Origin of the sequence: Hahella chejuensis KCTC 2396 (assembly GCF_000012985.1) — a bacterium.
GTDB lineage: Bacteria > Pseudomonadota > Gammaproteobacteria > Pseudomonadales > Oleiphilaceae > Hahella > Hahella chejuensis.
Genome location: NC_007645.1, coordinates 5,911,000 through 5,925,621, shown reverse-complemented (window position 1 = coordinate 5,925,621; position 14,622 = coordinate 5,911,000). Strand labels below are relative to the sequence as shown.

Sequence of the window (14,622 nt, the reverse complement as noted above, 5' to 3'; positions counted from 1 at the left end):
TAGTATTCGTATTCATGTCGTACTCCAGAAAACTTGCCTATCGGTGACTGGTATTCAGTTTACGCTCCAGCGCCTGGCTGTAGCGGGACATTCCGAAGCAGAACACCCAGAATAAGAAAGCCACGAAAATATAACCTTCAACGGAGAAGCCCAGCCATTTGGGATCGTGCAATGCTGACTGCACGATGGCGAGCAGGTCGAACAGGCCGATGATCAATACCAGACTGGTGTCTTTGAACAGAGCGATAAAGGTATTGACGATGCCGGGAATCATCAGTTTGAGCGCTTGCGGGAGAATGATGAAGAACATCATCTTCCAGTAGCTCAGACCCAGCGAATGAGCCGCTTCATATTGACCTTTGGGAATCGCCTGCAGACCGCCGCGTACGACTTCCGCCATATACGCGCTCTGGAACATGATGACGCCGATCATGGCGCGCACCAACTTGTCGGTTTCCGTGCCTTCGCTCATGAACAGCGGCAGCATGACCGAGGCCATGAACAACACCGTGATCAAGGGAACGCCACGCCAGAACTCAATGTAGACCACACTGATGCTCTTGACGATGGGCATCTCAGAACGACGACCCAGCGCCAGTGCGACGCCGATCGGCAAGGAGACAACGATACCGACGGTGGCGATGACCAACGTCAGGGTCAAGCCGCCCCATTTATGGGTTTCCACCACTTCCAGACCGAAAGCGCCGCCATACAGAAGGAAGTACGCAATGATCGGGAAAATGACCAGCATAAACAGCGCAATCCAGCCTTTCTTCGGCGTTTTGTCGATCATCAGCGCGACAATGCCAATGATGGCGATCGCGAACATCAGATTAATGCGCCAGACCTCGTCCGGCGGGTAGAAACCGTAAATGAACTGAGGCAGACGTACGGATATGAACACCCAACAGGCGCCGCCGGATGTGCAGTCTTCCCGTGAAGTTCCAATGACGTCTGCGTTAATGACGCCCCAAGAAACAAACCAGGAAATACCTGAATAAATCAGGTAAAAGGCGATAATGGTCAGGACACTGTTCACCGGGCTGCTGAACAGATTGGTTCTGAGCCAGCCGACGACGCCTACCGTATTGGATGGCGGGGGCAAGTCGGGCAATGGAACAAATTTATTGCTCATGTCGATTACCTCTCAACCAGTGCAATACGGCTGTTGTACCAGTTCATCAGAGCGGAGGTGCTCAAGCTGAGGAACAGATAGACGGCCATTGTCATAAATATAATCTCTATCGCCTGACCTGTCTGGTTCAGGGTTGTGCCCATGAACACGGATACCAGATCCGGGTAACCGATAGCGGTCGCCAGCGAAGAGTTTTTGGTCAGGTTGAGGTACTGGTTGGTCATCGGGGGAATAATGACCCGCATCGCCTGAGGAATGATAACCAGACGCAGACGCTGCCCATTCGACAGTCCCAATGCATTGGCCGCTTCGCTTTGACCTCTCGGAATCGCTTCAATACCGGAACGCACCACCTCGGCGATGAAGGCTGCGGTATAGACAGTCAGCGCGATCAACAACGCAATCAGCTCTGGGATAATCGTCAAACCGCCTTTGAAGTTGAAGCCCGTCAACACAGGATAATCCCAATGCATGGGAGAACCAGCGAGGAAGTAAACAATCAGAGGAAGGCCGCACAAAATACCAACGGACGGCAAGAACAGGGGAAAAGTCTTGCCTGTCTCGCGCTGTCTTTTACGCTCGAATCTTACCAGGCCGATAATAATGCCGATGGCGACCACTATTGCAAAAGCGACGGCGCCAAAACCATCTTCATAGACGGGGCCGGGAAGGTATAAGCCGCGGATATTGAAGAATACAGACTCGCCGATGCTCATACTGTTGCGTGGGCTTGGGAGGCCTTGCAATACAGCGAAATACCAGAAGAAGATCTGCAGCAGAAGGGGGATGTTCCGGAAAGTCTCGATATAGGTCGTCGCCAGCTTTGAGATTAGCCAGTTGTGCGACAGGCGTCCGATACCGATGAAGAATCCAAGAATAGTCGCCAGGATAATGCCCAACACAGCGACCAGCACTGTATTCAGCAGACCGACAAAGAATGTACGGCCAAAGGAATGGGTCTCGTCATATTCAATTAATGACTGGAGAATCCCGAATCCGGCTTGATCGCCAAGAAAAGCGAAACCGGTAGTTATCCCGCGCTGTTCCATATTGGTAAGCGCGTTATTAATAATGTACAGGAAAAAAGCGACTACGGCGCCCACAGCAAGTACTTGGAAAAATACAGAGCGTACTGCAGGATCGTTCCAGATTTTTGTTTTCGCTTTATCCTGTCCTTTGTTTTGAATATCCACTCAATGTTCTCCAGAGGATCGGCAAGGAGTTATTAAATTGGGTGTTTAGAACAGGATAGGGCGCACGGACGTGCGCCCAGACACTATGGCTTGTATTAGCGGATAGGTGGAGCGTATTGCAGACCGCCTTTGGTCCACAGTGCGTTCAGACCGCGCTCAATGCCCAGCGGAGAGGATTTGCCGACGTTACGTTCGAACATTTCGCCGTAGTTACCGACTTGCTTAACGATGTTGAAAGCCCAGGTATCGTCCAGACCCAGGTTTTTGCCCTGGCCGGCTTCGGCGCCCAACAGACGTTGTACGTTCGGGTTAGTGCTGGATTTCATTTTGTCTACGTTATCGGAAGATACGCCAAGTTCTTCAGCGGTAATCGCTGCGAACAGAGACCACTTCACGATGTTGAACCACTGGTCGTCGCCTTGACGAACCACAGGGCCCAAAGGCTCTTTAGAGATAACTTCCGGCAGAACCATGGCTTTGTCCGGGTTGGAAAGCTGAATGCGCAGAGCGTACAGCTGAGACTGGTCGGAAGTCAGAACATCGCAACGTCCGGCTTCGAAGCCTTTTACAGTCTGGTCGGAAGTGTCGAATACCACTGGCTGGTATTTCATACCGAACTCACGGAAGTAGTCGGCCAGGTTCAATTCGGTGGTGGTTCCCGCCTGGATACACACTGCTGCGCCGTCCAGTTCTTTCGCGCTCTTCACGCCCAGATCTTTACTTACCAGGAAGCCCTGACCGTCGTAGTAGTTGACGCCAGCGAAGTTAAGGCCCAGTGAGCCGTCGCGAGTCAGTGTCCAGGTAGTGTTACGGGAGAGGAGGTCGATTTCGCCGGATTGCAGAGCTGTGAAACGCTCTTTGGCGGTGAGTGGGATGTATTTTACTTTTGAAGCGTCGCCTAGCGTCGCAGCTGCAACTGCGCGGCACAGGTCAACGTCGAGGCCCATCCAGTTGCCTTTGTCATCCGGGTTGGAGAAGCCGGGAAGGCCAGTGCTCACGCCACACTGAACAAACCCTTTTTTCTTTACAGCGTCCAGTGTGCCATCAGCCATCGCTGCACCGGTAGCCGTCATAAACCCAAGCGCTGCAACTGCAGAAACGAATGTCTTCTTCATTTTTTACCCTCGGTTGGTTGTTTGTTGTTCATTGTTATTACCGGATTTAACTTAGCATAGTGTTTTCGCAAAAACGAGAATGCGTAAACACAAAAATTCGGGCATTTCGGTAATTACGTATCCAATGAACTTCACCTTGGTTAATGCAATTGTAATGCCGTAACTTCATGATTTTATTGGTATCGTGGCGCATCATAAATTTGGCTGAAGACCACGGACTAATTCCAAAGTAAAGTGTAGATGATGAAATACGGTTGTGCTTAATGTTGGTGCGCGATAGGGAAAAAGATTAAATTTCGGTGCAAGCCAATCCGTTTTTATGCTAAAAAATACGTGTTTTCCGAAGGGGGAAACTGTTAGTGAGAGACCTTCCATCATAATCGGCTTTCCATGTATTCATCCGTTACTTCCACAAGCTCATTTGAAACCCGCAAAAAATTGCTCATTGAAGAAATGGCGAAATTCTTGCCTTCCGATTCCATCATCGCAGATGAGGAAACGTTGCGGGTCTATGAATGCGACGGCTTGTCCGCTTACTGCGAACGCCCGTTGCTGACTGTATTGCCGGACTCTGTGGAGAACGTGCAGAAGATCCTCAAGCTCTGTCACCGTTGGGGTGTGCCGGTAGTCGCGCGCGGCGCCGGGACAGGGTTGTCGGCAGGCGCCACACCGAGCCCGGAAGGAATTTTACTTTCTCTGGCCCGCCTTAATCGGATTCTGCGCATCGACCCGGAAGCGCGCACCGCCACGGTGCAGCCCGGCGTACGCAATCTTGCGATCAGCCAGGCGGTGGAGCCTATGGGGCTGTTTTACGCGCCTGATCCCTCCTCGCAAATCGCCTGCACCATTGGCGGTAATCTGGCGGAAAACGCCGGCGGCGCTCATTGTCTTAAGTACGGTTTGACCGTCCATAACGTGTTGGCGTTTGAAATGCTCACCGCCGAAGGCGAGAGAGTACGCGTTGGCGGGCAGGGACTGGATAATTGCGGTTTCGATCTGTTGCCGTTGATTATTGGTTCGGAAGGACTGTTGGGCGTCATTACCGAAATCACTGTGAAACTGTTGCCGTCGCCAGACGCTGCGCAGGTAATCATGGCGGCGTTCGACAGCGTGGAGAAAGCGGGCGACGCAGTTGCGGGGGTTATCGCCAAAGGGATAATTCCCGCCGCGCTGGAAATGATGGATCGTTACGCTATTCAGGCGGCGGAGGATTTCGTGCGCGCCGGCTATCCGACCAATGTGGAGGCGCTCCTGCTATGTGAAATTGATGGCGTGCGGGAGGAAGTGGCGGAATATGTGGAACAAGTGGAAGACCTGTTTCGTGAGCTTGGCGCCGTCGCGGTGCGAACGTCTCAAAGCGATGCGGAGCGTGCACTGTTGTGGAAGGGACGCAAGTCTGCGTTTCCTGCGGTCGGGCGTATTTCACCTGATTACTATTGCATGGACGGCGTCATTCCCCGCAGCCAGCTGTCTTATGTGCTGACGCGAATGCGGGAAATGTCGGAAGAATATGGATTGCGCGTGGCGAATGTATTTCACGCTGGCGACGGTAATTTACACCCGTTGATTATGTTTGACGCCAACGTGCCGGGCGAGTTTGAAAAGACGGAAGAGTTTGGCGGCAGAATTTTGGAGCTGTGCGTCGCCGTCGGCGGTTGCATCACGGGCGAGCATGGCGTCGGCCTGGAAAAAATACGGCAGATGCGCTCGCAATTTTCAGACTCAGAGCTGGAGCAGTTTCACGCCGTGAAAGAGGCCTTTGATCCCGGCGGTGTTTTGAACCCCGGAAAAGGCGTTCCTATATTGCGCAGGTGTCAGGAATATCGCTCGATAGGCAATTAATAGTGTGGGCGGAAGCTCCGTCCCGGATGAACATATATAAATGACGGACATAGCTGACAGACTGGTCGACCAAGTGATGACCGCCAAAACGGCGAGTCGGCCTCTGATGATACGGGGCGGCGGCAGCAAAACTTTCCTGGGACGCGCCGCCGCCGGCGAGACGCTGGATATGAGCGGGCACAGTGGCGTCGTGGACTATTCGCCTTCTGAACTGGTGATTACCGCCAGAGCCGGCACGCGCATCGCTGATGTGCGGAGAATTCTCGACGAACAGAGCCAGATGCTGCCGTTTGAGCCTCCAGAATTCGAGGGGCGGGCGACGCTGGGCGGCGCCCTGGCCGCCAACACATCCGGTCCCGCCCGTCCTTGGCGTGGCTCCGTACGCGACGCCCTGCTGGGAACACGCATCATTAATGGCAAAGGCGAACATCTGCGCTTCGGCGGCGTAGTGATGAAAAATGTCGCGGGTTATGACTTGTCGCGAGCGCAGTGCGGCGCGATGGGCTCCCTGGGCGTCATTACTGAACTCAGTATCCGGGTGATTCCCAAACCGGAGCTGGAAACCACGCTGGTGCAGGAATGCAATGAGGCCACGGCGATCAATAAAATGATTGAATTGTGCCGACAGCCGCGTCCGTTATCAGCCGTGTGCTGGACGGGGGGCCGTTTGTATTTGCGGCTGTCCGGCGCAGAGCAGGCGGTGGCCAGCACCATCGGCTATTGGGGGGGGGAGTTGCTGGAGCGGGCGGCGGACTTCTGGCGCCTGATCCAGGAGCAGACGCATGAATTCTTTGACGGCGATATGCCTTTGTGGCGTTTGTCGGTCAAACCTTCCGCGCCGCCGTTAGGCAATGACGCGCCAGTGCTGTTGGACTGGGGCGGCGCCCTGAGGTGGGTGCGGGCTGAATCATCGTTAACGGCCATGGAGCGGTATGCGGTTTCCGCTCAAGGCCAGGCCAGCCTGTACCGTCATGGCGACCGTAACGGCGAGGTTTATCACCGGCTTTCTCCGCCGTTGCGGGCGCTGCATCAAAGGCTGAAAGCGGCTCTGGACCCTGACGGCATTTTCAATCCAGGCAGGCTGTATTCCTGGCTTTAGTATTCAACCGGATTGGCGGCGAGCGAGTCCGGGACTCAAAGGTCACTGATGAAAACCGATATTCACGCTAAATATAAGAACACGCCTGAAGGCGATGAAGCGGAAAAGATTATTCGTTCCTGCGTGCACTGCGGCTTTTGTAACGCCACCTGTCCTACCTATCAGGAACTGGGCGATGAGCGCGACGGACCAAGGGGCCGCATCTATTTAATCAAGCAGATGCTGGAGACGGACGAGGCCTCGGAAAGCACCCGCTTGCATTTGGATCGTTGCCTGACTTGTCGCAGCTGTGAAACTACATGTCCCTCCGGCGTTGAGTACGGCAAATTGCTCGACATCGGACGTGGCGTGGTGGAGAAAAAAGTCCCCCGCACCTGGCGTGAACGTCTGCTGCGTAAAATCCTGCTCCTGTTGCTGCCTTACCCTCAGCGTTTCGGCTTCCTGATCGTCGTCGGTCAATGGGTGAGACCGGCATTGCCGGAATATCTGCGCAAGAAAATCCCTGAGAAGCAGGTGCCGATTACCTGGCCGCCTCAACGTCAGCCAAGGGTAATGATGGGATTGCATGGTTGCGCCCAAAGCATCACCACTCCGAATACCAACGCCGCAGCGGCGCGAGTGCTGGATCGTCTCGGCGTCAGCCTGATCGCCTCGACCGACGCCGGTTGTTGCGGCGCCGTCAGTTATCATCTGGGCGCGCAGGATGAGGGCAAACGGTTGATGAAAAAGAACATCGACGCCTGGTGGCCGGCCATCGAGTCGGGTTTGGAGGCGATTGTTATCACCGCTTCAGGGTGCGGGGAACTGGTGAAGGAGTATGGGCATATTTTGAAGGACGATCCCGAGTACGCGGAAAAAGCCCACAGAGTGTCGCAAATGACCCGCGACCTGAGCGAAGTGGTGGCGGCGGAGGATTTGTCCGTGCTTTCTATAAAGAGGAACTACTCAAAAATCGCCGTGCATTGCCCTTGTACGTTGCAACATGGGCAAAAGTTACCGGGAATTGTCGAAAAGATCCTGACTGATGTGGGGTTTGATCTTGCTTCGGCGCGAGACAAACACCTCTGTTGCGGATCAGCCGGCGCCTATTCGCTGTTGCAGCCGAAGATGAGCCGCCAGTTATTAAAGAAGAAAGTCGCGGCGCTGGTGCAGGACGATCCAGACACCATTGTCACCGCAAATGTAGGTTGCCAGTTACACCTTGCGTCTGAGGCCAGAGTTCCCGTCCGGCACTGGATTGAGATCATGGACGAAGCGCTGGGATAAGGTGGGGGAAATGGAGTTACAGAGGGAGACAGGCGTTACGCCTGCGCTCCCATCAGCGCCTGTTTAGGTTTACGTACTTTCAGGATGATGAAGATACTGGTGTAAACTACGGCGATGCACCACAAGGAACTCATCAGGGTGTACGCCAGATAGAGACACACTAGCGCTCCCAGACCCGGCAAAATACGGTCCTTGCCTTTGAACAGGCGAATAGCGGAAAGCATCGTCAGCAGATAAACCAGAACGATCATGCCGTTGGCCATGCGAATCAACTCTTCCAGAGGAACCTGAAGTACAGAGAAGACAAGCAGGCTCGCAATGCTGGCGATGGACATGACGAACACTGCATTCGCGGGAGCGCCATGGCGGTTCACTTTGCCCAAAGCGGGATAGGTCGCGCCATCCTTACCCAGGCTCCACAACATACGGGAAGAGCCGGCCAGATAGATATTCATGGTGGCGACGCAGGACAGAAAGCCGAATAGCCCAATCAGCAGTTTGCCGTGCCCGCCAATCAGCGCATCGAACAGATACACCATGGCGGGGCCGGAATAATCCGCGCCTAATGCATAATGCAGCGTCACCCAGCTCCCCATCCAGTACACCAGTCCGACCAGCGCCACACCGATAATCAGGCATAACGGAAAGTCCCGCTCAGGATTTTTGAATTCTGTCGATAAGTGAGCCAGGGTTTCAATGCCGATAAAACTCCAGAACGCCAACCCCGCCGCGGCGCCGACTTGCTCCCAATTAAAGGAAGAGGGCTCAGCCGGGGCAGGCGGAATCACGTCGAGCCAGGCAAGTATCGAAAGCAGGACTACAATACCACCCACACTGAAGGCGATGGCGGTCTGCAGCGAGCCTGAAAGTTTCACGCCTCGCAAGTTGACCCACAGCATGCCCGCTACCAGCGTCAATTTGACGGCGAGGAGTTCGATCGACGTCAGTGCGATAAGGGAGGTGAGAAACCACCCCGCCATTTCCATTGCGGCGGGCAGCCCTACCGGCACCAGGGCCAGCAAAACCCAACCCACGATGCGGCCCTGGGTCGCGCCAAATGCGGAGTGAACATAATGGGAGGCGCCGCCGGCGTGGGGATAACGCTTACCCAGTCTGGCGAAAGCGAAGGCGATGGGGATAATGGCGAACACTAACAGCCCCCATCCCCACAACGCATTGGCGCCGGAGTGCTTAACGGTGAGTTCGGGGACGATGAAGACGCCAGTCCCCAATAGGGCGGACGCTAAGAGACCGAGACCCTGGCTAAAACTGAGCGAGCGATGGAGCGACGGCATAATAATTTTCCTTGAGGTTTATGCGGGGTCTATGGACAGCGTCGTGCTTTCATTGAGGGAGCGGTGACGGACCTTTGCAATATTAATCAAATCCCTCGTTGCAAATTGCGGCTTTGCGCCGCCAAAATGCCGGTTTGATCGGCATAACGTCGGCGCGTCGCCAAAATGTGGATTAAAAGGCGCTTTATGGTTGATTTGTCGAGTATTTTAGTGGGAGAGCCTGTGGACAAATTTGATGAAAAAATTCTTCAGTCATTGCGTGAAAACGCCAGACAGCCGGTGTCCGCCATCGCCGAGAAAGTGAGCTTGTCCCGCTCGGCGGTGACCGATCGTATTCGCAAAATGGAGGAGACGGGAATTATCCGCGGGTATCAGGTGCTGGTTACTCAGGCGCGGGAGGATCAGGTCTCGGTGTATCTGGAGATCAGCTATAACGAAATTCAGTGTACGGAGATGGCGCAGATACTCAGAACTATTCCCGAAATCAAAGTCTGTCACGGCGTAGCGGGGGACACGGATATGATGCTGTTTCTGAAGGCGCCGAACATGGCGCGGATTCATGAAATCCGTGATCGTCTCACCGCTATTCACGGGGTCGGCAAAATTAAAACCCATGTGGTGATGTCGGAGTATATCAACGAGTTTCTTAACGCCTGATGGCGTTTAGCCGTAACCTCGCGCCATCAGCACAGCGCATAAGGGAATTAATAGAACCAACAGCATTTGCGCATGGATTGCGCGTGTGACTCTGCGGCGATCGTCGGCGCCAAACTCTGGCGTCTGGCCGGCCTGGATCGATTTGCGCCAGCGCAGAAACTGTATTGTCGGATAAAGGGAAATCAGCCCGGCGGTGATAAACAACGCAAGCTTGCTCCAAAAGAAGAAGTTGGAAAAATAGTAAGCCTCTCCTTTCTCGAAAAAGACCCTCGCAAACCCGCTTGCCAAGACCGTCATCGCGCTTAGCCCAAACCAGCGGTCCGTCGCCAGCAACGCTTTGGCGGCATCCAGTGACCAATTCATACTCAGGATTTTACGCTCTTGCAGCAACAGACTGACCAGCGCAAAGATGCAAATAAAGTGAAGCCAGGATAGAGCGATGGGGACGAGCATGGCGTGAATTCCTGATGATGTTGTCGGTGAAAATATTGTGTGGTCACAATGTTTTCTGTGTCAACAATGTTGACGCTTGTGGTTTTGCGCCCCACACTTACCAGAGATATCCGGTTTAAAGCGGAAATTAACGCTTATCTTCGGAAGCATCGTACGAAACGGCGTTAAGCTGCTGTGGATCATAGGAGAGACTTTGAGATGGATTTATCCTGAACCAATAACACGAATAAGTAGAAGAGAATAAGGTGAGTAATTTGAGAGAAGCTGTCGCAGGCGTTGACGCGCACCAGCCCTACCATCACGGCAACTTACGGAATGAGTTGCTGGACAAAGCCCTGACGCAGCTCAAGCAAGTCGGGCCGGACAAGATCAGCCTGCGGGCGCTGGCGCGTGAAATCGGCGTCTCGCAAACCGCGCCATATCGCCACTTCGCGGATAAAAACGCGCTGCTGGCCGCTTTGGCGGCGCAAGGGTATCGCGAATTGCAGCGGGTAACCCAGGAAGCAGCCGACGCCCATAGTGACCCATCACACCAGCTTTGCCATTCCGGCAATGCCTATATTCAATTCGCGCGGGATAATCCCGAGTTGTACAAATTGATGTTTGGCCCAGTGATCGCCTGTCCAATGGACTACCCGGAACTGGCGGAGGCGGGCAGTAGCGCCTTTCAGGTTATTTTGAACATCGCTACGAAAGGGGTGAGTGAAGGCGTATTCACCGACAGAGACGTGTCCCTGATCGCCCACGCCGCCTGGTCCATGGTGCATGGCATCGCCAGCCTGTGGATAGACGGCATGTATAAATGCACGGAGAGCAGCGGCGAAAAGTCGATGATTCTGGATTCTCTGAAAATCTCGCTGTACGGAATTTTGAAAAGGGACGGGGATTAAACAAAGCGGGAGATGACGTTTGGAAAACGGCGGGAGAATGTCCCGCCGTTAATGCGATATGGGGTTCGTCGTCAGACGTTAAAAGAGTGGGCGAGCTTCTTCGCCACCAACTGATTTTTCAGTTTCACGTAGTCTGGTACGCCATTTTTATAGGGCGGGTAGGACTCGCCCTGAATTAACGGCTGCAGATAACGGCGCGCCGCCTCAGTAATGCCGAAGCCGTCCTCGGTAATAAACTCTTTCGGCATTTTCTTTTCTACGTTGGCTATTTTTGCTAAAGGCGCTTCGCCAACCGACCACTTATAGGGGCTGTCCTGCTCCCGCACAATGACCGGCATCACTGCATTTTTCCCCGCCAAAGCCAGATCCACGGCGGCTTTGCCCACGGCGTAGGCCTGATCCAGGTCGGTGGCGGAAGAGATGTGGCGGGCGGAGCGTTGCAGGTAATCCGCCACCGCCCAATGGTATTTATAGCCCAACTCGCTTTTGATCATATTGGCGATGAAGGGCGCCACGCCGCCCAATTGCGTGTGGCCGAAAGCGTCGGTAACGCCGGCGTCTGACAGGAAGCGCCCGTCCGCATATTGCGCCCCTTCCGACACCACGATGGCGCAAAAACCGTCGCGCTTGACCACTTCATCCACGCGTCTGAGAAAGCTGGCTTTATCGAATGGCGTTTCCGGGAACAGGATGATTTGCGGCGCTCCGCCTTCCTCGCGCTGCGCCAGACCCGCCGCCGCCGCGATCCAGCCGGCGTGACGCCCCATGACTTCCATGACGAATATTTTGGTGGAGGACTCGCACATGGACTGAATATCCAGAGAGGCTTCCATAATAGAGGTGGAGATATACTTGGCGACGGAGCCGAATCCGGGGCAGCAGTCGGTGATAGGCAGGTCGTTGTCGACGGTTTTAGGGATGCCGATGCTGGTGATCGGATACCCCAGCTGCTCGCTGATCTGAGAGACTTTGTAGGCGGTGTCGGAGGAGTCGTTGCCGCCGTTGTAAAAGAAGTATCCGATGTTGTGAGCCTTGAAGACTTCGATGAGGCGCTCGTATTCGGCTTTATGGGTTTTGATGTCTTTCAGCTTATAGCGGCAGGAACCGAAAGCGCCGCCGGGCGTGTGTTTCAGTGCGGCGATATCCGCGTCGCTTTCCAGGCTGGTGTCGATCAGCTCTTCACGCAGAGCGCCGATTATGCCGTTATGGCCGGCGTAGACTTTGCCTATTTTGTCTGAGTGCGCGCGGGCGGTTTCCAGTACGCCGCAGGCTGAGGCGTTGATGACCGAGGTCACGCCGCCGGATTGCGCATAAAACGCGTTTTTAACCGTCATATTCGTTGTCGCCTCTCGTCGTCTTATGGGCGCGAATCATACGCGAGTTTAATGCTATTTTCATGTCTCCACACACCGCCACGATATTTTCTTAAATTTACTCAATAGATAGGGCCATTTCCGGTTCGGCGCTGGCGCTTAGGGAACCCGTCAGTAATAATTGACCGATATGCGCCCGAAGCTCAGTTTTCTGACGTTCAATTCGCAATCTGCGCCAAACAGACCGCCTGCGTTGACGGTCGGACGGATGAGACACTGATTCTTTTCACAGATTAAAAGATAGCGATTAGCAAGAAACATGCATGTACACATACTAGGCATTTGCGGGACTTTCATGGGTAGCCTGGCGTTGCTCGCCAAGGAAATGGGATACAAGGTCAGCGGGTCCGACAAGAATGTATATCCTCCCATGAGCACGCAGCTGATGGCGCAGGGAATTGAATTGCGCGAGGGATATGATCCATCCCACCTTGATCCCAAGCCCGACCTTATTATTGTCGGCAACGCCATGAGCCGGGGTAACCCGTTGGTGGAGTATGTTCTGGATAAAGGCCTGCCATACACCAGCGGTCCACAATGGCTGGCGGAGCACGTATTGCAGGAGCGCTGGGTGCTGGCGGTGGCCGGCACTCACGGCAAAACCACCACCACCAGCATGCTGGCCTGGGTGCTGGAGCAAGCGGGACTGGCTCCAGGGTTTCTGATCGGCGGCGTTTCCCAAGGTTTTGATGTTTCGGCCAGACTGGGAGACACCTCTTTTTTCGTCATCGAAGCGGACGAATACGACAGCGCTTTTTTCGACAAACGCTCCAAATTCATTCACTACCGTCCCCGCACGTTGATCATCAACAACATGGAATTTGATCACGCGGATATCTTCCGCGATCTCGGCGATATTCAACGCCAGTTTCACCATGTCGTGCGCACTGTGCCGCGCCAGGGGCTGGTGATTACGCCCACGCAGACGCCTGCTGTTGAGGAGACGCTGGCGATGGGATTGTGGTCGCCGCGGCAGACTTTCTCTCTGAGCGATGCTCAGGCGGATATTCGGGCCGAGTGTCTGGCGGAAGACGGCAGTCGTTTCGAAGTGTTTTTAAACGGCGAGTCATGCGGCATTGTGGAGTGGGGCATGAGCGGCGCCCACAACGTACAGAATGCGTTGGCGACCTTGCTGGCGGCGCGTCATATCGGCATTCGCCCACAGAACGCTATTCCCGCGCTGTCCGCCTTTCCCGGGGTCAAGCGTCGTCTGGAAAAACTGGGCGAGCGCAACGGAGTGGCCGCCTACGATGATTTCGCTCATCATCCCACGGCAATTCAATTGACCCTGGAAGGATTGCGTAAGCGTGTGGGCGATGCGCCAATCTGGGCGATTATCGAACCCCGCTCCAATACCATGAAAATGGGCGTGCACCGGGACACGCTATTGGCGTCTGCGGAACTGGCCGATCATGTGATCTGGGCCAATCTGGACGGCTACGAATGGCTTGATGACGCTGTGCGCAATGCCCCCCCCAAACACCAGATTGTGGATAAGGTTGATGAAATCACGCGTCTGCTTGCCGACGTAAAAGGGCCTGCCCATATCGTACTGATGAGCAATGGCGGTTTCGCCGGCCTGCCTGCGAAGCTGAAAAGCATGCTCGCCGAGGAGGAGGCGGTGTCGTCGTGAGCTTTAACGAGCCAATTACTGTCGCGATTACCGGCGCCTCCGGCTTTCAGTACGGCTGGCGTTTGTTGCAGGTGTTGCTGCAAAAACAGCATCAGGTTTATTTGATGGTGTCGAAGGCGGCTTATGTGGTCGCCAGCGTGGAAGCGGATATCAAACTGCCTGGTCAGGCGGCGAAGCTGGAGCAGGCGTTGACTGGGGAGTTTGGCGCAGCGCCCGGGCAGTTGCGCGTATTCGGTAAAGAGGACTGGATGTCACCGGTCGCCTCCGGGTCGGGCTCGCCGGCCAGAATGGTGGTGTGCCCCTGCAGCACGGGAACCTTGTCCGCTATCGCCACCGGCGCCAGCAATAATCTGATTGAACGTGCGGCGGATGTTGTGCTGAAAGAGCGCAAACAGCTGATTCTGGTGCCGAGAGAGAGTCCTTACTCTACGGTGCAGCTGGAGAATATGCTGAAGCTCTCGCAAATGGGCGTCACTATACTGCCTGCTTCACCGGGCTTTTATCACAAGCCGGAATCCGTCGAGCAGATGATCGATTTCATCGTCGCCCGCATTCTGAATCACCTCGGCATTGACCAGGATCTGACTCCTGCGTGGGGCAGGACCTCCTCGACTCCCGGCGGCGACGATTCCTGATCCTCGTCGCCCGTCTGTATTTAAAAATCAAATATT

The 14,622-nt window shown here is 54.6% G+C and carries 14 protein-coding genes; 7 read left to right on the top strand and 7 right to left on the bottom strand.

What is annotated here, in order from left to right; genetic code table 11:
* Nucleotides 1–37: 37 nt before the first annotated feature.
* The 4 genes from HCH_RS26050 to HCH_RS35270 form a co-directional block, all read right to left on the bottom strand.
* Nucleotides 38–1,135: an amino acid ABC transporter permease gene (locus tag HCH_RS26050; RefSeq protein WP_011399519.1), complete on the bottom strand. Its 1,098-nt coding sequence runs from the start codon at nt 1,133–1,135 to the stop codon at nt 38–40.
* A gap of 5 nt (nt 1,136–1,140) precedes the next feature.
* The gene (locus HCH_RS26045; protein ID WP_011399518.1) at nt 1,141–2,328 is read right to left on the bottom strand and encodes an amino acid ABC transporter permease; all 1,188 of its coding nucleotides are present in this window, start codon (nt 2,326–2,328) and stop codon (nt 1,141–1,143) included.
* Between the two features lie 95 nt (nt 2,329–2,423).
* Nucleotides 2,424–3,380: an amino acid ABC transporter substrate-binding protein gene (locus tag HCH_RS26040; RefSeq protein ID WP_420794881.1), complete on the bottom strand. Its 957-nt coding sequence runs from the start codon at nt 3,378–3,380 to the stop codon at nt 2,424–2,426.
* Entirely contained in the window at nt 3,373–3,432 is a 60-nt protein-coding gene (locus tag HCH_RS35270; RefSeq protein WP_370454959.1) for a hypothetical protein, read from the bottom strand. Before HCH_RS35270 ends, HCH_RS26040 begins: the two co-directional genes overlap by 8 nt.
* A gap of 401 nt (nt 3,433–3,833) precedes the next feature.
* On the opposite strand from HCH_RS35270, the gene HCH_RS26035 reads away from it, so the two are divergent.
* Genes HCH_RS26035 through glcF form a run of 3 tightly spaced genes read left to right on the top strand, consistent with a single transcriptional unit; the run spans nt 3,834 to nt 7,650 of the window.
* A complete protein-coding gene (locus HCH_RS26035) occupies nt 3,834–5,285 on the top strand; it encodes an FAD-linked oxidase C-terminal domain-containing protein (RefSeq protein WP_011399516.1) in 1,452 nt (483 codons plus the stop codon).
* A 40-nt stretch (nt 5,286–5,325) separates the two neighbouring features.
* Complete coding sequence (gene glcE, locus HCH_RS26030; protein WP_011399515.1) at nt 5,326–6,384, top strand: glycolate oxidase subunit GlcE; 1,059 nt, start codon at nt 5,326–5,328, stop codon at nt 6,382–6,384.
* 48 nt (nt 6,385–6,432) lie between these two features.
* Nucleotides 6,433–7,650 carry a glycolate oxidase subunit GlcF gene (gene glcF / locus HCH_RS26025; protein WP_011399514.1) on the top strand — a complete coding sequence of 406 codons (1,218 nt, stop codon included), beginning with the start codon at nt 6,433–6,435 and terminating at the stop codon, nt 7,648–7,650.
* 35 nt (nt 7,651–7,685) lie between these two features.
* Here glcF and yjeH read toward each other — a convergent pair whose 3' ends face one another.
* Complete coding sequence (yjeH, locus tag HCH_RS26020; protein ID WP_011399513.1) at nt 7,686–8,945, bottom strand: L-methionine/branched-chain amino acid transporter; 1,260 nt, start codon at nt 8,943–8,945, stop codon at nt 7,686–7,688.
* Nucleotides 8,946–9,167: 222 nt separating this feature from the next.
* Between yjeH and HCH_RS26015 the strand changes: the two genes are divergently transcribed.
* Nucleotides 9,168–9,602: an Lrp/AsnC family transcriptional regulator gene (locus HCH_RS26015; protein WP_041599968.1), complete on the top strand. Its 435-nt coding sequence runs from the start codon at nt 9,168–9,170 to the stop codon at nt 9,600–9,602.
* 6 nt (nt 9,603–9,608) lie between these two features.
* On the opposite strand, the gene HCH_RS26010 is transcribed toward HCH_RS26015, so the two are convergent.
* Complete coding sequence (locus tag HCH_RS26010) at nt 9,609–10,055, bottom strand: DUF2214 family protein (RefSeq protein WP_011399511.1); 447 nt, start codon at nt 10,053–10,055, stop codon at nt 9,609–9,611.
* 245 nt (nt 10,056–10,300) lie between these two features.
* On the opposite strand from HCH_RS26010, the gene HCH_RS26005 reads away from it, so the two are divergent.
* The gene (locus HCH_RS26005) at nt 10,301–10,945 is read left to right on the top strand and encodes a TetR/AcrR family transcriptional regulator (protein ID WP_238384933.1); all 645 of its coding nucleotides are present in this window, start codon (nt 10,301–10,303) and stop codon (nt 10,943–10,945) included.
* 71 nt (nt 10,946–11,016) lie between these two features.
* Here HCH_RS26005 and HCH_RS26000 read toward each other — a convergent pair whose 3' ends face one another.
* A complete protein-coding gene (locus HCH_RS26000; RefSeq protein ID WP_011399508.1) occupies nt 11,017–12,279 on the bottom strand; it encodes a 6-phosphofructokinase in 1,263 nt (420 codons plus the stop codon).
* A gap of 298 nt (nt 12,280–12,577) precedes the next feature.
* On the opposite strand from HCH_RS26000, the gene mpl reads away from it, so the two are divergent.
* Together mpl and HCH_RS25990 are read left to right on the top strand one after the other, a co-directional pair.
* Nucleotides 12,578–13,951, top strand: a complete 1,374-nt coding sequence (mpl, locus tag HCH_RS25995) for a UDP-N-acetylmuramate:L-alanyl-gamma-D-glutamyl-meso-diaminopimelate ligase (protein ID WP_041598941.1) — start codon at nt 12,578–12,580, stop codon at nt 13,949–13,951.
* Nucleotides 13,948–14,586, top strand: coding sequence for a flavin prenyltransferase UbiX (locus HCH_RS25990; RefSeq protein ID WP_011399506.1), 639 nt, complete (start codon nt 13,948–13,950; stop codon nt 14,584–14,586). Before mpl ends, HCH_RS25990 begins: the two co-directional genes overlap by 4 nt.
* The last annotated feature ends 36 nt before the right edge of the window (nt 14,587–14,622 follow it).